General features: G+C 33.6%; 12 protein-coding genes. 10 read left to right on the top strand and 2 right to left on the bottom strand.

Annotation, left to right across the window (positions count from 1 at the left end):
• Positions 1 to 167: 167 nt before the first annotated feature.
• Complete coding sequence (locus tag NYP54_RS04505) at positions 168 to 1,016, bottom strand: alpha/beta hydrolase (RefSeq protein ID WP_283157346.1); 849 nt, start codon at positions 1,014 to 1,016, stop codon at positions 168 to 170.
• Between the two features lie 320 nt (positions 1,017 to 1,336).
• Here NYP54_RS04505 and NYP54_RS04500 point away from each other — a divergent pair, with 320 nt between their 5' ends.
• The 5 genes from NYP54_RS04500 (at position 1,337) to NYP54_RS04480 (ending at position 11,725) form a co-directional block, all read left to right on the top strand.
• Positions 1,337 to 1,741 (top strand): hypothetical protein, encoded by a 405-nt coding sequence (locus NYP54_RS04500; RefSeq protein ID WP_283157345.1) that lies wholly within the window; start codon positions 1,337 to 1,339, stop codon positions 1,739 to 1,741.
• Between the two features lie 227 nt (positions 1,742 to 1,968).
• On the top strand, positions 1,969 to 4,059 hold the full coding sequence (locus tag NYP54_RS04495; protein ID WP_283157344.1) for a hypothetical protein: 2,091 nt from the start codon (positions 1,969 to 1,971) through the stop codon (positions 4,057 to 4,059).
• 44 nt (positions 4,060 to 4,103) lie between these two features.
• On the top strand, positions 4,104 to 9,719 hold the full coding sequence (locus tag NYP54_RS04490) for an RHS repeat-associated core domain-containing protein (protein ID WP_283157343.1): 5,616 nt from the start codon (positions 4,104 to 4,106) through the stop codon (positions 9,717 to 9,719).
• 102 nt (positions 9,720 to 9,821) lie between these two features.
• Entirely contained in the window at positions 9,822 to 10,853 is a 1,032-nt protein-coding gene (locus NYP54_RS04485; RefSeq protein ID WP_283157342.1) for a YeiH family protein, read from the top strand.
• Positions 10,854 to 11,074: 221 nt separating this feature from the next.
• Positions 11,075 to 11,725, top strand: coding sequence for an outer membrane beta-barrel protein (locus NYP54_RS04480; RefSeq protein ID WP_283157341.1), 651 nt, complete (start codon positions 11,075 to 11,077; stop codon positions 11,723 to 11,725).
• Positions 11,726 to 11,750: 25 nt separating this feature from the next.
• Here the strand turns inward: NYP54_RS04480 and NYP54_RS04475 are convergent, their stop codons facing one another.
• The gene (locus NYP54_RS04475) at positions 11,751 to 12,512 is read right to left on the bottom strand and encodes a glucosaminidase domain-containing protein (protein ID WP_283157340.1); all 762 of its coding nucleotides are present in this window, start codon (positions 12,510 to 12,512) and stop codon (positions 11,751 to 11,753) included.
• A gap of 171 nt (positions 12,513 to 12,683) precedes the next feature.
• On the opposite strand from NYP54_RS04475, the gene NYP54_RS04470 reads away from it, so the two are divergent.
• The 5 genes from NYP54_RS04470 to NYP54_RS04450 all read left to right on the top strand — a co-directional run bounded on the left by NYP54_RS04470 (position 12,684) and on the right by NYP54_RS04450 (position 20,752).
• On the top strand, positions 12,684 to 12,977 hold the full coding sequence (locus NYP54_RS04470) for a hypothetical protein (RefSeq protein WP_283157339.1): 294 nt from the start codon (positions 12,684 to 12,686) through the stop codon (positions 12,975 to 12,977).
• Positions 12,978 to 13,139: 162 nt separating this feature from the next.
• Entirely contained in the window at positions 13,140 to 13,997 is an 858-nt protein-coding gene (locus NYP54_RS04465; RefSeq protein ID WP_283157338.1) for a hypothetical protein, read from the top strand.
• Positions 13,998 to 14,122: 125 nt separating this feature from the next.
• The gene (locus tag NYP54_RS04460; RefSeq protein ID WP_283157337.1) at positions 14,123 to 17,095 is read left to right on the top strand and encodes a hypothetical protein; all 2,973 of its coding nucleotides are present in this window, start codon (positions 14,123 to 14,125) and stop codon (positions 17,093 to 17,095) included.
• Between the two features lie 17 nt (positions 17,096 to 17,112).
• Entirely contained in the window at positions 17,113 to 19,797 is a 2,685-nt protein-coding gene (locus NYP54_RS04455) for a hypothetical protein (RefSeq protein ID WP_283157336.1), read from the top strand.
• A 100-nt stretch (positions 19,798 to 19,897) separates the two neighbouring features.
• A complete protein-coding gene (locus NYP54_RS04450; RefSeq protein WP_283157335.1) occupies positions 19,898 to 20,752 on the top strand; it encodes a serine protease in 855 nt (284 codons plus the stop codon).
• Positions 20,753 to 20,839: the final 87 nt, after the last annotated feature.

Genomic DNA, 20,839 nt, shown 5'->3' with positions numbered 1-20,839 from the left:
TGATGTCATTTTGTTTAATAATTTGCTCATGTGGTCACCAAAAGTAGTGTGCGCCATCCTTGTGATTCCTCTTCTCATATCATTGCTTCGGGCGTATTGTACACGCTTTTAAATTTTTGGGGAGTTTTCAGAAATAAAGCAAATAAGAAAAATCAAATAAAATAAAATCACTCAAAGTACCATAAGCGCTCTTTAACAAGTTGTAATCGAAAGAATTCGTCTAGCAGTTTGTTGATTTGTAATGGTTGATCAAGTGATGAGATATGTCCAGCTGATATTACCTCTACAAACTGCGCTGTTGGTAATCTTTGAGCCATCAACTCACCTTCTTGCGTTGGACGATAACAATCCTCTGATCCCGTGATGATTAGAGTTGGAATATCAACTTCGCTAAAGGCATCTAAAAGGTTCATACGATTTTGCCGTTCAAAAATCATTTTCCCTAAGCGAATTAACGAAGATATATCTAAACTTTTGTTTTTTAGATGAGTTGTAAATTCTTCAACCAGCGTTTTATTGTTTTCCTGAGTATGTATGGAAAAAAAACCAGGTACGATTTGCTGAATAATATTCTCAGGAATAAACCCCAATTTTTCAATTGCATTAAACATCATTAAAAATTGTGCTTTGTTAGCAGGGGGCTCCTCGCCTAGAAAAGTGTTCATTAGAACAATGGACTTGATCGACAAAGGATGTTTGTATGCAAGCTCTGCTGCCCACATTCCACCAACGGATAAGCCAATAATTGCAAACTGATCATCTAATTTTAGATGTCTCATAAGTGTCATCATATCATCTGCGATATCAGATAAATCATTATTTTCACGCGGGAGCGCATCAGATTGCCCATGTCCCCACAAATCAGGAACAATACATCGATAGGATTTACTTAGGTGATGTATTTGTGGTGCCCACATTTTATGATCCCATAAGTAACTATGACCAAATAAAATAGGAAACCCATGACCAGTATCTAGATAGCGAAGTTCTTTTCCTTTTATTTCTAATGTTTTCATCATTAACCTCCATGATTTATTGCAATATTTAAAGTTTTTTTAAGCATAAATAAAAATCCTTTTTGCTGTGACGGTTTATCATGATAATCCTATATAAATAAGTCATATGTAAAGCTACGCATATGAATTGTATCTAATGGTATCGGTTGCTTGGGTGTGAAATGAAGTGACATGGAATAGGTGCGTTGGTATCCCTGTGTATTGCCATGTATCTGGATTTTTTACTTAACCAGCTTATAGTGAGTAAAGCAGCATCCGGTAGCTCACAGTTTGCTGCTTTGAAAATATAAAGATTCAAAAAGGATTTAGGTAACCTGATTATGATAGGAAAATATATACGTTTTGGTTTGGGATGGTTTGGTCTTTTTATAATTTTGACTCTATTTATTATTGCCTATTATTACACAAACCAAGACAGGAGCATTGATTCAACAAAATGGGTGCCCAAAGCTGAAATGATGACGTATCGTGCTCAAATGAAACCTATAGTCTATATGAAGTTCGAGAATGGAAGATTCTCGGCTTTTGATGATTCAAGTTCTATTGTTGGTAGATACTATGATGTATCACATATGTTAGATATTACCGAGAATGAAAGTATACAAATAACTCAGAGCTCTTTTTTGAAGAAAATACAGCGGGCCCATTATTTTAAGCAAAATAATGGTGTCTTGTATCTTTTGAATGAAAGTCGTGAGCAAATAGAAATACTTTATAGAGTATAACCTATTTGGATTAAGGTTTTTAGTTGCCATGGTTTGAGATGCAGAATCATGAGGTACTTTAATAGGGTTTTTATAAATGTACCACTCGTAAATCATATTATGCTGTCATATACCGAAGAATTTTTTAATGCTTTTGAGAGCTTAAAGTTCAATGACAGAAATGCTGAAATATGGTTTATGGGTAGTGTATTACGCAAGTAAATATGTAGTATATCTAAGGGGTAATAATGATTTATAGTAGATTTCTTATAAAATCAACATCAATGTTGGCTTTATGTTTAACTCAAGCTTATGCCAATATGTCACAAGATAGTAAAAAATATAATACACAGTTTATGGAAAATAATATTTTGCCTCAGTGCCAGATTGATGGGAGTTACCCAGAAGAATATGTGTGTATATTCGATTATAACTGGGCTGATGAAATGTCTTCTATAGACTTGTATGCCAATAACGTTCGTATACAAAGCAAGATATTTTATCCTAATGATGTGAAGCAGCAACAAAAAATTGAAGAGTTATTTAATAGGGATGGAGCTCCTAAAAATAAAAAATTTAAGATTATATACTCTACTGAAACGATGCACAAAAATGATAAAATAAGCGAAATATTTATGCGTCGGATTGGTACCCAAGAGTGGTTAATAAGTCTTGATGATTTAAAGAAATTCTCAGCTGACGATCCCGATAAGCAATTTGACGTTAGTACCAATTTGAATATTAGAGGTTTTCTCGAAAGGTATAATTATGATCCTAAGGCAGATAATGTTTACATTAGGCAAATTTTAATTCCTGAAGATATGGAGTTAAAAGAAGGTGATTATATACCAGTTGATATACCATCATGGTATGCATCAGTTTTTCTATTCTATATGCCTCAAATGCGTATTAAAATAACTCCGCTATCAGATTATACAGATTGTATTTTGCGAGATTCTTTGGGGGATATCAACGGATTTGATGTTGAAAGATGTGATTTGCAAGTAACTTTATATAATGCTTCTGTTCCAAACGCTGCTGATCCTGATGGTGTTCCAGGAACAACCGATGGTAGCTGTAGTATTTCATCTGATTCACCCTTGTATGGATACTTTCAACCTTGTGCCATTTATCGTAATAGTAACAATCAATTACCTCTCCGTATTGAGTTGAATGCTTATAGGTGGAAGAAGACACCAGATGGGGGTCATGTTCGCGATGAAATTGTTGAACTACCTCAGCAATTAGCTCGAAGAATAAAGTTTACTTTTGAAATAAAGAATAATAGTCCAAGCAATGAGCCTGAGTATCATTTACCTAACATTGCTGAAAAACTTAAGTTTGGAGATGAGCGCAATATGTATACTTTAGGCTCTGCTTCTGGTTGTACAGATAACCTAGAATATATAATCCCTGATTTTCACCGTACAAAGGGTGATAAAGCTTTAGGTATTATTAAATATGTGACTGCTGATAAGAAGTTTGAATCGCTAGTTAGCAACTATCCTATTTCAATAGAAATAAAATCTGTAACAATTGGAAGTCAAACATTATCACCAGAGAACTATAAAAAGTCAGGAATAGTTAAACTTGACTTACTAAAAGATGAGCAGTTAAATAAGGATGGTACTACAGCCCTTGATAATCAGGGAAATATACCAATCCTTGGTGGTGATGCATTAGTCTTAAAAGACCAATTTTCTCATGATTATACATTACCAGGTATATCTAACTCTGAATATTTCTACGCTTATCTGTATAACATTCTAACACCAAGCAGTTCAAGAATTGCAGAGGATAAAAAACTATGTTATGCAAAAGTTGAGTTAAAAGCATTTAAATCTTTAGTGAACACTTATTACCCATTAGATCCTAATCAGTATTTAAAGCCAGAAGCTACTTTTGATGTTAATCCTTACCTCTTCACAGAAAGCTATAATAGTAAATGGTATTTTAATCCGGAAGGGCATAATACAACCTATATGTTTGAAAATGGGTTACAAACATTGTTTGGTATCAATAGTGGGACTTTTGCTGGAATTAGAGCAACAATTGACCAGTCATATACTCCTATATATGAACAAGCAACTGTATGGGTTGATAAAGACCCTAAGATTGAACGTAATAAAAGAGTAATTTATGGTGGGACTTACTTTAAGGTTTTTGGTAATCATAATCTGCCAGAGCTTTTGTTCCCACAACGAATAGTTATAACAACGCAACATGGCACGTCATATCAACGCTATATTGCTATAGGTGAAACAACGCCAGGCAAAGACCCTTCTCCCATTTATTATGATCTCACTGGTAATAATACTAAATATTGCGCTTGGTCATAAAGATAGTGATATATATCCATCATAGGTATTTTTTAGGAGTTATAATGAAGCGTTTTATAATATTGAATATATTTTTGTATTGTTTTGTTGCTTTTAGTTATGCGCAAGCACAGAGTAATACATCCCTAGAGCAAGAAAATGTACAAAAAACTCTAAAAGAAGAATTAAAATCTGATCAAAGTAGTCCAAATTCTAATGCCTATAATTTTGCATCAGGGCAAGTTAATCAGCGCTCTGGAAGTTATCAGTATAAAAAGGCAGTTGCTGGCATGTTAGTTGCAGATAAAGAGTCATTTCAGCTAGATTTGAATTATAACAGTAGTTCACGTAAGAATTATGGTTATGGTGAAGGATGGTCATTCAACCTAACACATTATGATAAAGATTCAAAAAAACTATATTTATCCGATGGTGGAGCACTTTTGGAGATTGATAGACAGAATGTTGCCCAAGGTAGTCAATATTATCGAAAACACGATATTCAACTAGTACAAGACGATAATAACCCAGAATATTTTTTTATAATCTACAAGAATGGCATAATAGAGCATGTCGCTCACAATGGTTTGATGGATAAAAGATATTATGCTGATGGTAGTGCATTAGAGTTTCATTATGAGGATGGTATACAATCAGCTAAGGTCAAATCTATCTATAGTCTAAAACCAAATGGTGACTATGGTCATACAGCTATTAAGGTAAGTTATTCGAATCAGTCGGTTATTATTGATAGTATTTATTATGCAGATGTTAAATCGCGCGAGAGTGAAACAAAATATCGAAATGTTAAGCTAAATTTAGCAGATGGGGAGGATGATAATAAGCATTTAGTTAGTATTATAGATGCGTCTGATAGCGAAATCAGTCAGGAATATAAATTTGAGTATAATCCACAAGGCGGTACGTGCAGTTCTGCCTCGCCAGGGATGAGTAAAATTATTTATCCAACAGGTGTTTATGAGAGATTAACCTATAAGTCATTGGAGATAACAGGGACAAAACCAACTAAGGATCAGGTCAATACAATTTGTGTTATTGACGAACATGGTATCTACTCAGCAAAAGGTGAAGAGATAATAAAGCCTACATATTACGCTTACAATTCAGATAAAAATACTAATAATTTTTCAGGTTATCCTGTAGTTGAGGCTACTGAATTTGGCTTTCATGGTGATAAACTTGCAGACTTGAAGGGTAACTTTACTTATGAAGTAAGTCAAAGAACACCACTGAATAAAAACAAACAAACATATAATAAATTTCACCTTTCATTATCTGAAGAACTTTATTCTGATGAGTTAGTGTTACTGAAAGAAGTTCGAAATGAATATGGCAATATCGCAGACTTAGAGGCACCAATTTCAAATATGCCAGCAAACTATGATATGCCTACTAAGACCACAACAATTATTCATGGCAAAACTAAAGATAGCAAAAAGTTAATTACTTATCAAAGTTATGATGAGTATGGCAATTTAATCAAAGAAGTTGATAGCTATGGACGAATGCGTTTGATAAGTTATTATTCGACAGAAGCAAGAAATTCTTTAGGTTACTTAACGATTAATGATCAGCTGCTAGAGTTTAATTTTAGTCGCTACCCACAATATGAATTAATATTGCCATCAAAAACAAATGGAAATAAAACTACTGATCAAACAATTCTCGTAAAGAAATTCACTTATAAAATACTTATGAATGAAGGTGCTGGGTTTGTGGTTCAAGACACACTTAAAGAGGGTCATATCAGCGAATATGACATTGACTCTATCGATTATAATAAAAACATACAAGATGCTACTGAAATTATTGAAAAAATCGTCGGTGATAATGAAGCTAAAGTTATATACACAGCTAAGAGTAGTTGGGCATATTTTGACGCAGATAACTATACTAACACATCTTTATTCGGGTTGAAAAAAGGAAAAACGACTGAAAATCTTGATAGTCAAATAATAGATGGACCTCAAACAGTCAAAGAGTTATATGAATATGATTTTGATGCAGTGCTTTTTGATCAGAAGAATGTAATACCTGTTAAAAAGATATCTCAAATGTCAGGTAATGTCAGTAAAAAAGGTGAAAATAGCAGACTTAAGCGTTCTAAGTATATATCACTTTATGATAATAAAGATATCGCAATTGAAGATAGTTTTGGCAATATTGAATATAAAGAATATGATGATTTGGGGCGACTAACAGACCACTATTTTTATCCCAAAGGAGATCAAGATGATTCAAAAAGGATGGTAAATAAATATATTTATTGTGATGTTAAAAAAACTAATAATGCTTGCGTAGAAGGTGAGATTTCAATTATTGAAATTTCTGATAGCCCAGATGGACAGTCATATAGAGTGAAGACAGTTTATAATGGTATAGGTCAAGAAATAGCGCAGTATGTGGATGATTTAGATGGAGAGGGGAAACCAACTAGTGAGTTTTTTAAAATAAATGATACGCATTATAGTAATGATGGTCTTGTTGATTATGTTAGAGGGTATGACAAAGGAAGTTATTCTGATGGCGCATTATTTACTTTTGAGAATAAGCAATGTTTTTACTATGATGAGTTCAATGACGAAAGCATGACGCTAGACCTTAACACAGGACTAATAAAGGTCATAGAACGTGATCTTATGAAAAATGAAATCAAACAGTATGCTGTTAATATTAACCGTCAACAAAAGCCAAATGATGATTGTCCTGATATCACTGATTTAAACTTAGAAGGTGAAAAAACAGAGATTAGTTATAGTAAAACAGATGATGATGGTAATGTGCTTGTATCATATGTTGAAAATCCAGATAAAAGTATAGGGACTAAAGTAGAAAGTGCTTATGATCAAATGGGTAGAATATATCAAACAACGTCAGCATTAGGAGGTGTGGTTACTTATAACTACAACCAAAAAGGTCAAGTCATTAAAAAACTTATGCCAAATAAGACAAAATTAATAAGCAAGCACGATTTTCTGGGAAATGAGACTATGATCTCAATAGCAGAAATTGATAAAAAAGATGATGAAGCTTATCTTTTAGGCAAAAGATCATTTAATGCTTTAGGGCAGCTACTATCAATTGAAAATGTAGAAGGCTATAAAAAAGAAAATACGTATACAGAGTATGGTGATGTCGATAGTATTTTAAATGAATTTAACACACCTTTTGTGATCAAACGTGATGAAAAGACAAATCAAGTAAACTGTAGCTATATCGGTGATAAGGTGAAGGGAACTGATTGCTTAAGTCTACAATTTGCCACAGCTTATACCAAAGATAAAAAAACAAATATAAATAAAACTACTGAGGATAAGACTGGAAAGTATGAGTATTTTTATTCGAGTAATAAAAGATTAGTAAAAGTAGAGTTTACGCCAAAATTTGGTACATCTTCAGGGCAGACGTTGACAGCAGAGTATAATTATTCTCTCAATGGTCAATTATTGTCATTTAAGGATTATCAGAATAATCGTTATAGCTATTACTATAATAGTTTGCATCAGAAAATTGAGAAAATTAAGTTAGAGCTATCAAATGGTTCTCAAAATAATGAGTATATGCAATTTAATTATGACGATCCATTTTATCGTGTGACAGATGTTAAGTTAAATGATGGCAATATTTCTGTTACACGTAGCATCGACTATCGTAAATTGCCACAAAGCCTGACACTCACAAATAAAGTCGGATCAGACAAGACTCAATTGTTGAAGTATACCTTTACAAATAAAGATAATTATTACTCAGGAACAGTGAGTAAAAAAGAACGGATTGATAGCATTAACGGTCAAACACAATCATCAGATGAGAGTTATCAGTATGATGACATTGGCAATTTATCAGCATATAACTGTAGTGGTGGACTCTGTCCTGCTGATACTTTAGGCAAAATAATCAAGGCACAAGTATATACTTTTGATAGATTTAATAATATTGCGACAGTGACTCAAGACACATTAGATGGTGAAAGCAATACGACAACATATTATTATAAAGAAAGTGATCCAACACGTTTGAGTTACTATGAAAACAGTAATTCTAAGTATGGGGTAAGAAGTCAAAATATTCAATACAATGAAGCAGGCAGTATTGTTAAAGATGATCAGGGTAATCATTTAACTTATAATGAGTTGGGACAACTTGTTCAATATCAAGGTAATGAAACAGTTAGATACGCTTATGATGCTCAAGGTAAGCAAATAATGCAACAAGTCAATAATCAAGATCCTGTTTATATGTATTATTTAGGTGATCAATTAATCCATGAATCACAAGGTGATCGTTGGCTTACTTATCTTCAGTCGTTAGAAGGTACAATTGGGCAGCTAATGCCTAATGGTGAAAGAATTTATCATCTACAAGATATTGCGGGATCGATACTTCTAAGCTTCAAAGTTAATACAAAAAATGAGAGTGAATTAGTCTCTCAAAGAAGTTATTCTCCTTATGGCGTGGTCAAAGAGTTTTATTTACAAGATGTTTTTACTAGGCAACTTAATGATATTACTAAACTGCATATTGGTTACAATGGTATCCGTACAGATTATGTAACAAAGTATCAATATTTAGGTAATGGTTACAGAGCATATAATCCGGTCTTAAAGCGTTTTATGCAATATGACTCCATGTCGCCGTTTGATAAGGGTGGTATCAATGGTTATTCTTATGCTTTAAATAATCCGATTATGTATAAAGATCCAAGTGGTCATTTTGGTATTGCGGCACTAGCTATAAGTATCCTAATAACGGCAGTTACTACCACAGTTAATGCGATGCAAGTTGCAAAAGCAACTGGAGATAGCGGTAAAATTGTAGGAGCTATTATGCTCTCAATAGCTATGTCAGCAGGTGGAATAGCGTTGAATGCAACAGCGCCATTTGTTGGAGCCCTTATTGGTAACATGATAATTGATGGAATTGAGAGAATGGTCATAGCCGGTCCAATGATTGGTGCACCAGCAGACTGGCGTAATTTTCTCTCTGGTGCAGCAAATGCATTGATGAGTGTACCAATTACTAAATCTGCATCAAAAATAGGTGGGAAAAGGTCGTATAATCTAAGAGATGCTGAAAATGCTGCTAGTGAAGGAAGTGCTTCTGGCAATAAAATCAAAGGAATAAGTAATAGTGCACCTATTGTGTCAGTTGTTAGAGGTGGTGCTATTTGGGGTGTAGCAAGCATTGTTCCAACATTAGTAAGTGGTGAAGAATATGAAGCTAAGAGCCTTGTTATGACGGCTATTATAAATTTTATTGCAGCAGGTCTTTTTGAATCATCTGTCTCTCTCGGTATGATGACTAAATCTGTTAAAAAAATGAATAGCAAGCTAAAGAGATCCTCTTTGACGATAGTGCAAGCCGGTGGTGGGATGTTAAGATCAGTTGCGTTTAATCTCGGTCTGCAAGTCGCAAATATGGCAGATGGAAATGAATTTAATGTTAATGAGTTTGTCGCAGGAACAGTACTTTATGGTATTACCGCAATGGCGCTTGATGCTAATAAAGCACTAAGAACTAGCATTGGTAAGCCCTTTCGACGATCTATAGGCAATACTTCTGCTTATGGGGTAGGGTTTGTTGTAGAAACAGGTTATTATACTTGGACTAATTTGCTTGTCTTTGACTATATGAATATATGGCTTGATGAGTGGTCATAAGTCCAATGGTAGATCACAACAACAATAATAATATTTTGGAATTGACTTGCTGATTATTATAATCTAGCTTTGAGTCATTAAAACAATAAGTGGTATAAAACAATGAAATCTAGACTTGGTTTTTTTGCAGGATTATCTAAAGTTATTTTAATATCAGCATTAGCCTATATCATTGCCATGATTCCTGTGATAAAGGATTTAGGTATTAGCCCGCTCATTATAGGTATAATTTTAGGGATTATATATGCGCATACATTAAAACATAAGACTCCTTTGCGGTGGTCAAGTGGTGTGATTTTTTCTGCCAAACGGGTCTTAAGGATAGCGATTATATTATTTGGGTTTAACCTTTCGTTTCAGTTAATTGCTTCAGTAGGGTTGCCAGGTCTATTGGCGTCATTGATCGTCTTAGCAACAACTTTTATCTTGGGAATAGTCTTGGGCGAAAAAGTTTTCAAATTAGATCGAGATAGTTCAATTTTGATTTCTGCAGGAAGCTCTGTTTGTGGTGCAGCGGCAGTGCTAGCAGCAGAGTCAGCAATAAAGTCAGAAGCTTATAAATCAGCTATGGCAGTTGGAACAGTCGTCATTTTCGGAACATTGGCAATGTTTATTTATCCAATTTTAATGAAAAGTGGATTATTGTTTTTAGACGATACAGGATATGGTATTTTTACCGGAGCAACCATACATGAAGTAGCTCAAGTAGTAGCAGCAGGTAATGCAGTAAGCCATAATGCTGAAGTGATCGCAGTGACGGTAAAAATGATTAGGGTTATGATGATAGCTCCTTTGCTTATTTTCGTTGGGTTATGGATTGCACACGAAGCGAAGAAGTTAAATGCAAATAATAGTGATAATAAAGCACAGGTAAAAGTGGTTATTCCATGGTTTGCTGTAGGGTTTATTGTTGTTGCAGGGTTTAATTCTTTACAACTATTACCTGAATCATTGGTGCATGGCATTCTAGTGGTTGACCAATTTATGTTAACGATGGCAATGACAGCGCTTGGTATAGAAACCCATTTTTCTAAATTTAAGCAAGCAGGTCTTAAACCATTGTTATTATCATTAATTCTATTTATATGGCTTATATTAGGCGGATTATTAATAACACATTTAGTCTTATTGTAATCGCATATAGATGAGTTAACTATTGATGAGTATCGTTTCATACGAGTGGTATTCAAGATACAAGTTTAGTTACTTGCATGAAGCTATGAAATCATTATGATCTTAAACCAATTACGAATGTTTTATCTCGATTTATGCCCTCCTGTTTTAGTGCAATAAAAATCCTGAGGTTTAATGTTCGTAATATATTTTTTACAATCAAATGAGGGTCATAAATAATCATGAAAAAACTACTATTGTCTGCAACTATTGGATCTGTCGCTTTATCAAGTATAGCCTTTGCTAATTTGTCTAACGAGCAAAATCATGTTGTATTGTCTGGTGAAATATCAGCAAATGCAACACCAAAAAACACCTTTAACAGTCTGTCACAAACTACATCGAGTGGTTCAACGACTAATGGTGGAGGTCTAGGTTTTGGTGCTTATATTGGTTACGACTACACTATATTGCCAAGCTATACACTCGGTGTCAAAACAGGTGTTAACTATCTTGATAGTCTTAATAAAGCAGATGTTACAAGTATTTCTATGGGTTCAGCAACTTATAAGCTTAATATGCTTAATATTCCAATATTATTAACAGCGAAAAAGTTTTTTGCTTTTGGTTTGGTTGTTGGCGTTGAGGCTGGTGCCGAAGTACAACGTTGGACAATAGATATTAGTCATGGCTCAGATCATGACAGCAAATGGAATCTAGCTCCGCGCATTGGTGCTGAAGTTGGCTATCAGTGGCAAAATGGGTTATCTGTAGCAGGTAACTTGCGTTATGTGTTTGGTAAAAGTACGGATACATTCGGGGATGTTACAGATAATGATGCGCTAGCTTACTATAGTATGGGAGTGACAGTAAGCTATACACTTCCTTTTTAGTAACTGCCAACTACAATAAGAAATCTTAGACCTTAGGGTTGTATTGACATAGATTGTTGTAATTTATCGTCGCAAGGACGCGCTTTTGGTAATCGTTGCCAGTAAGTTCTGAGTAGTTATCTAACGTATCCACGAGTGGTTTGCCGGAAAAATAGTTGTTAGATTTGCTTAGTTTATGGCGTAATGCTCTAAACTCAGTAAACTGACTACCCGTGTTAAGCAGTTTATAATACGCTGCAATACTTTCTTTGGGTGAGTTAAAGCGTTGTACTTCAAATATTTGTCCTTTGCCACGTTGCTTTGGTACAATCCCGCAGCCTTTAGTAAAGCAATGTTGCCCAAAATAATTATTTCCCACTTCTGCAAATCGTGAGGTTCCCCAACCAGATTCAATCGCTGCTTGAGCAAGTACCAATCCTGCAGGAACAATGTTGACCTTGGTTAATAATTCATTAATGCTTGCTTTATAATTAGAGCTATCAATAGTAACTTTATATTCTAAAGCAAGCTGTTGTAATAATCGCTGATCGGTCGTAGATAGTGGCTTTGCGTCACTAATCTTTTGATTTAATGTTTGAAGAAATTGTCTGTTCTTTGTCACTTCAAGAGCAACCTCAGTGATAAATGGATTAAGGTAATCGATAAATGTTTGCTTTTTTTCTTGTGTATTGCTGATGTTTTTAAAGTTTGGTTTGTCAGACACCGCGGATGGTGTGCTATAAGCCATTGTGGCATATAAATATAAAATTAGTGTGGTTGCAGTAAAGCTAACAATGTTGGTACGCATAAATATCTCCAATTGGTACTAATTAGTTGGATTTTATCTTACAGAATGAATTGCTAGGTCGTCAGATACGTATTGATACATTGATACTATGTATCATTTGGTATGTCGAGTTTAGCATAATAATTAGCAACAATTATTCGCATTATGTAATAGCCATTATGTTGGGGTGTCATGGTTAATCAATACTCAAATATGAATTTTGCAAAGACATTGGAGGCTCGCTATCAACGTCCTTTGAAAGAAGTTTTGAATCAGTTTAAGCAAAATGGTAATAGTTATTTAGAGGTTGCTGAAATAACAGGTTTTAAAATATCAACGGTTAGAAAGTGGTGTGTTAAAAACAATATTAGATTGCAATATGAGAAATATAGTGAAGAGGATCGCTGTTTTGGCATGCTTGACAAATTGCGTAGTGATTGTGCAATAAATTGTGTGAACTATTTGTATAAGCAATGGGTTAAATAGCGACAGTATCTGTGAGTATCTCTTGGTATGTTCAGTTTTTGACCGTTTGCTGTGATAGTTGACATTAGCCTTGCTTCCAAGGCTGTGTGCAACTAATTTAGTATCGATGATCGACTAAATTGGTGAATAAATATCAATAAATAAATTGGGGAAATTTTAACGATGAGAAAGAATATCTTAAGTAAGATTGTTGGCTTAAGCTTAATGGCGTGCTCTGCGATGGCTGTTGCTGAGACGAATGTTTATTTGGCGCCAGGTGAGACTGATGTTGGTGCAACTGTTGCAACATTGGGTGATACAAGGGAAGATGCCGTTGAAGTTGTGTGGAATGATATCCCTGCTGACAGCGGCATTGATGGTATGGAATATTTCAAATTTGAAAACCCTTTATCAGGTGTGTTATCAGTTGAGAAAACCGGTTTTCAAGTAAATAAAACTTATACTTTGAATGTGTTAGCGGTCGCTACAGAGGCTTCAGCTGATTATGCAGGGCAATCTTTGAATAAAGTTCTTAGCATTATTATTTTGGAGGATGGAACTGGTACGGGGTCAATGGAAAACGCTGAAATGTTCGATGAAGATCCGGAATTTAATAATGATTATTACACAGGTTTTGTAAAAGATGATGCAACTACAGATACAACTATTTATGTAGATGCAGCTCTTAAGAAGAAAGATGGCTCAGGGGGTGAAATACCAACTAATGTTACTTGGAGTATTGTTGGTGCATCTGCAGAGTATTTTAAAATTGATACAAATGGGATGATAACGGTCAAAACTGATTTACCTAAAGCTAGTTTAGGTAATCAGTTCTATGATATTCAAGTTAAAGTTACAGATAGCGATGGAGATGGTGCGTTAACTAAAAAAATGCGGATATTTATCCAAGACACTGATGGCTCTGGTACACATACTTTCGATAATTTATATAAAATAACTGGCGAGATTGATTCAGTAGATTCAACGGCTGCAGCTGGTGATGCTGTGGGTACTCTTGCAGTTGAGCTAAAAAATCCGTAATAAAATTTCAATTAAAGCTATTAAATTTTGGTCAATTGTTAAATCTGAAACTGAGACCAAAATTTATTTTTATTAACTGATTTAATTTTTTAAAAAACTAAATAATATATTATTTTGGGGTTGATATGAAAATGACAAAAATTATTATGTCATTATGTTTAGTTACTATATTGACAGGGTGCTCATCGAAAGAGTCACCAGAAGCAGGTTCTCCAGCTGAATATTCCCTGAACTTGGCTACAGAGAGTGGAACTTCGGTTGTTGGGCAATTGATGAGTGTTAATTTGCAGCTTAATAATTCTTATAATGGTTTAGCGATAGCAGGCACGAGCGGTACATCAAATGCTGAACAATATAGTGTGTCTAATATTGAGATAATTGGTTTGACACCGACGCAGATTGTAAGTTCAATCAAGGAAGATTGTAATGGATTGTCAACTGCAAAATATTGTAATTTTAGTTTTTCAGTTGTAGATATTGATCTGGCAAATAAACTTCAAACTGCAAAAATTGCCGTTAAAGCTCAAGTTAATGGTCAAGAAATTATTTCAAACCAAGTAGAGCTTCAAGTTAAGTCATTGGATTTATTAACTCGTGTTAATGAAAGTGGCTATGATCTACTGCATACTGTGGGCAGCAACTTATTGATTATCAGTAACCCTACAGATGTCCCAGTAACTTTAACAAAAGAAGTAATTGAGGTTACAGCTCCTAGTTTTAAAATTATTGAGAACCCTTTTAATCCATATCCTTGTGTAGGTATAACATTAAATAAAAATGAAACTTGTACTTTGTATGGTGAGTTCTTAATGCCGCCAACAGCCTTGAAAACTTATGCAATAGGTCATGAGTTTGATGGTACACGCAATAGTACAAGGCTTGGTCCATTATTGCCTGGGGTTGTTAATATTAAAGATGAGCTTACTTTAGCAAAGCCTGATTTGAATATTAAAAATGCAGCAAATTATGATTTTTATGATGATATGGGTTCGGACTATTTATCATTTATTTTAAGATCTGATGTTACTGCGTTTAATACTCCAAGTTCTAAATTGAAGATAGCATCAAATGCAGATGATCAATCTACAGGTTTTGGTGTTTCAAGCTATTATTGTGATCCTTTAGAAAATGATTCAGAATGTTTTATAAAATATTATAGTGATGATAGTATAGATCAAGATGTTATAAGTATTTCTGCCAATGGTGTAATACTTAATCAAATTAATTTATTTAAAAAGTCCAAATTTTTGTTAGATGATGAGGTTTTTATCGGTAAATCCACTTCAGCAGGTTCGTTATATTTACAAAATGATACAACTATAGATATTCCAGTTAAAGATATTGAATTTGATTTGCCTTTAGAGATTGGGCATGAAAATGGAATTATTATTGAAAATAAATGCCAAGATCAAGAACTCATTAAAGCTGGTGAAAGCTGTGAGATCGTGATTAATCGAGATACCACTATGGATCCTTCTGTGTTACCTGGAAGTTTTCAATTAAGCTTGAAAGTGAAAGTTAACTTATATGAACAATCTGCACAGATTAAAGTTAGTAATGTCTCAGAAACAAGATCTATAAATGATTTGTACTTTGAAAAAGAGATTGACTTTATTGGTGAAAATACTGGCTTGGTTTTAGTAGCAATGGCAGAGACTGATCTAACAAACTATAAATTTTCTATTCCTGAAATTCCAGGAGTAAACATTATAAATGAATGTTCTAGTATTCAACAAATGTATCAAGGTGATAGATGTAGAATAAGACTTGATGTTGACAATATAAGTCCTCAAGATTTAGTCGATGGAATGGATTATCAATTTCAAGTTTATGATATAAATGATGGGAATAATCCTGTTAACGGTCATGTTTATACTCATGTGCCAAATATCACTTTTAAGCTTGATTATAATTTATTAAACTCTAATAAAACTAAGATTATTGAATTAACAAATAACAGCTTAGCTCCAGCACGTAATTTTAATTTAGCTTCACCATTAACCGATAGCAGCTATATTATTGACAGTTCTGATTGCGATAATATTATTTATGACTCTGTCGATGGTAAAAAAACTTTTCCAGCTTTTGGTAAGTGTTTGATTAGAGTTAGCGCTAATAATATCGTTGAAGATAAAGAGCTTAGTATATTTGCAAACTATGATCATAATCAAAGTATAAAAGCAGGTGTTAGGTTATTATCAAATAATAATTTAACTATGGATCTTACTCCAGTTAATCTATCAATCAAACAAATGGATGCAAATGTTGATCAGGTACTGAAAAATGAAAGCGGCAGCTTTGCTGATAATATTACAGTTGAATATTTAGGATCTGAGGAAAATTATCCGCAAGTAATTTACCAAGATAAAGATTTAAATAACTGTTTCTATCAAGGTAATACTAGTTTAAGTCCAATTTCAAGCTGCACAATAAAATATCAAGTTCCAGCTAATGTAAATATAGGTGATTACGAGTTTAAGGTAACAGCTAAATCAAGATCTGATAGTTTGCATCAAAAAACATTTGAACAGCATTATACGATAACTGTATTAAATTCTAGTGATTTATCTGACTATAAAGTTATTGATAGTGATAAAAAGTTTAATATTACGTTGCCAAATTTTACTTATCATGGATATGCTGAGTTTGATGCTGTCGATTCATATGTTTATATAACTTTAAAAGTAGTTGATAAAGTCACAAAAGATTCAAGAGAATGGATGCCTCAAGATCTAGAGTGGAGAATTATTCCTGTTGATACTATTGAAGAAAATGTATTAGATGGTGTTAATTATTTTACTTTTGATGATGCTGTTCTATCTTCAACTGGAGAACCAACTATAAAGTTAAAAGCTGTCGCCCATGAAGCTGGTTTGTACAAACTTAGATTAAAGGCAATTAGTAGGTCTGATGTTAATCAATCAGTTATGGGTGATTTTTATATTGTTGTGCATAAAGGAGGTAGCTCTTTTGAAAATATGTATGATATCATTGATAAAGATCTAGCTGTTAATGTGGTGAGTCCTGATGCAACAGTTGGCGATTATGTTGGAGTAACTCTTGCAGTAGTTGCAAAAAATTATAGTTTAAATTATTAATAATGGGGTTCTAGTTTATGCTTTATTTAAATAAAAAAGTTTTGGTTTCAACGATGATTGCAACCTTTGTTGGTTTCGTATATACAAACAGCTTTGCTGATAAAATTAATACAAAACAATATTCTGATGTTTCATGGTTAGTTACGCCAAATCAAGACCAAAGTATTGATAAATATTTTAATATTTCACAAACAGGTGAAGTATCTATAAGTAGTAATTTTAGCCCAACTAAGCCTGGAGTTGGTCAATATCAAATGGAAGTTGCTGCCATAGCTAATCCTGATAGTTCCTATCCAGGACAAGCTGTTTTTGGTAATGTAAATATTAATGTAATTCAAGATGATCCAACCGATATGGACTCACTTTTAGATAAGCACTATAAAAATGCCCGAATGCTTTATTATGTTGATCGTCCAGTTAATATGGAAGACTCATCTATTGATGAAAACTTAGTTGGTTCAAGGATGTATTTAATGATTTATGATAAATCAAAGCATAAATTTGAACCAGTATTAAAATCACATGACATACAAGACAAGGTAGCGCGCGAAGATCGAGTGCCATTTTTACTGCCGGTGCATGGAAATTTTTCTTACCAGTATGCTGCTTATTTTCAACCAGTTCACAAATATAATGTTCAACATGGTAGTGGAGCGTATGATAATATAAGCTCATTATATATTGTACGTAATAATAAGGATGAAGGGGTTTATAAAAAGATAATATTTAATACAGAGCACGTTACTCTAGCACAAGGATCAACAACAAAACGATATAATATTTATAATTTGATTGGCGTTTATGAGAATGAGCTTGTTGCGGTTATTAATGATGAACGCGATGTTAGTGTTGATGATAATCATAAGTGGTATATTGGAATTTATAATATTGATACAGATACATGGAAAAAGATTTTTTTACCAAAAACTTTTAATGATGGGGATAAAGATGATTTTATTTCGAGTTGGGGAATAAAAAGAGTTTTAGCTAATGCTTTATATAATCCAAAAACAGGGTATTTATATTTTCAAGATAACTATTACGGTAGTCAACTGGGGTTTTCAGTTAAGTTAGATTCTTTGGATAATGATTACATTTTACAGGCTAGTGATTTAAATATGATATCTATGAAAGATCAGTATAGTTCTAATTGTAATGCACATTTTTTAGCGTATTTGCCAGATGCCGGCTTTAATGGCTATTTCTGTACAGCAGGAAAAGATGGAAGTTCAGATATATATATTGATGATACTAGTTATATGTATGTTTCACCAGAAGCTAACAAGAGCAACCAATATGTTATTCCAAAATTTAACGAAGATAAAAGCGATAAAATACATCAAACATACAATAAATTTTTAGATATTAAACCAGTTGATAGCAATACAGTCTCTTACATTAGACAATTTGGTCAGTTTCTCGATGTTTTTTTTATAGATCGGAATACTTATACATCATCGTTAGATATTTATAATTATTCCATAGTTAAAGGTGTTAATAAAGGTCATAGTTCTGTTGAGAATAAGCAAGAATTAATTGCTACAGGTATTTTAGGAATAGGAAGAACTAGAGCTGCTTATTCTAAGTATCCTCCCCATTATATTCCAGATTATGCGGATTTTGGGCAAGGTAATACTGGTAATATCTATCTTGAGCGTAATAATGTAATTGCGATGCCGATGGGTGCTTTGCAAAGATCTGTAGGTTTAAGTGATGTTTTTATTGACTCATTAAGATATAACCCTATTTCATATGCTAATTCGTATATGACAACTAAAGAGGATGAAGACTTTGAATATCCATTTTTACCAGCAGGGAGTACCTATCGAATGGATCCTTTTGTTCAATATAAGATATTAGGAGTTAAAACCTTGGGCTTTATTCAAGATCCGCTTGATTTTGCTAAAGATGATGACTCTGTTGAGATTAAAATTAGATCAGCGACAGCTGACAGTGGAGTTATTTATTCATCAGATGATTTATATGCTAATATATCTGGCATGAACTCAGATGAATATTATTCTGCTAAATTTCAATGGTATAGTTGTACAGACCAATATGATACCTCATCTTGCACAGAAATTAGCGGTGCAACTGATCGAGTTTATCATGTCAAATTTGCAGATATTGGTAAATATATTAAGCTACAAGCTGAGTATATTGAAACTGTTAAAAGCGGTGATAATAAAAAAGTTAAGACAACTGTAAGTTCCAATTTTTTGGGTCCAGTAGAACAATTAATTGGTGATTACTGGGCTATCGGTGCTGAAATTATTGAAGGCACTGCATATACTGGCAGTAAACCAATTTATGCAATAGGTGAAAATGATGTTGGACTGAGACCAGAATGCTATTATAATACCGATTGTTGGTTAGCAAATAGTGGTTCAGATTCTAATTATCGCGAGACATTATCATTGGCTTATGAGCCAATCGCAAATGTAGAGAATATTACTGTTTATTATGACGCATATTCGGAAACTGGTGTAATTTACAAAATAGATTTTATTGATAATTGTGGGGCTTCATGTGGATTTTTGTCAGAGCATAATGTAACAGACTCTGATTATAAGTCGAAAACTTTTAATATTCCAAATAGTTGTAAAAATTCTATTATTAAGAAAATCAACATTACTACTGGAGGTTATAATTATGGGGCAGTAATGATTGACGCTGTTTCAATTAAAGGAACTTTATCGTAACAAATAGTTGTTCACGATCGGTGCCAATATGCACAAGAACATAAGTGATAGGATCCACCGCTAATTTTCGTTATTAAACTATAAATAAAAGGTATTTTTTATGCGTAAATTGTTAGTGTGTGCATCTATTGTGTTAACCTCTACAACTGTATTTGGCAATAATATTAGCCAACCCACACTTGATAGCAGAATTACTTGGGGTAGTGATGCAGCTAAAGGGGAGTTTCCTTTTTATGTAGGGGTTCTTATTAACACTGAGGATGGACTCAAACAATTTTGTGGAGGGACATTAATTGATAAACAGTGGGTGCTCACTGCGGCGCACTGTATCAATACGGATGTTAATAAGGTGCTTTTACAGATTGGACGAGAGGAGTTTGGATCGCAAACTGATGAAAATACCTATAAGATCACTCAAGCAATAATGCACCCAAGCTATATGTACAATGATAGTGGCGTACTAGATTACGATAATCGTACTGATGACATTGGTCTATATAAGCTTGAAAAACCTGTACCACCAGAAATTTATGCTGATATTATAAATTTATATAATAGTGACAAACCTGCTGATGGTGAACAATTTACAGTAATTGGAATGGGCAGAACAGAAACTGGTTTATGGAAAAAGCGTTTGCAAAAAACTCGTGTTCAAATAGATGACTCTTCACAGGGATGTCATGCATGGGGTTTTGATAAGAATAAAGATATTTGTGCTCGTAGTATTTCACAATCAGTTGATCATATAAGCAACACCAGTAATGGTGATTCTGGTGGTCCTATCTTAATGTTTGATAAAAATGGGCAGCCTTATCAAGTAGGTATTACTAGTAGATCTGGGCATACTGATAGTGAGGATGTGGTGTTCCCTAACTATCATTACCCGTATGCTGCATTCACTTATATTCCTAGTTATATTAATTGGATTAATGAGCAGAAGGCTCGATTTCAGTAAACAATGCTATACCACAAAATGGTTTATGGGCGTTATAAATATTGACTTATGAAGTATTTATGAGTGTTATCAATTACTAAAGGAAAA

The organism is Cysteiniphilum sp. QT6929 (assembly GCF_030035755.1).
Taxonomy (GTDB): domain Bacteria; phylum Pseudomonadota; class Gammaproteobacteria; order Francisellales; family Francisellaceae; genus Caedibacter; species Caedibacter litoralis.
Note: the sequence above shows the minus strand (reverse complement) of the source record. Positions and strands in the feature narration are given on the sequence as shown.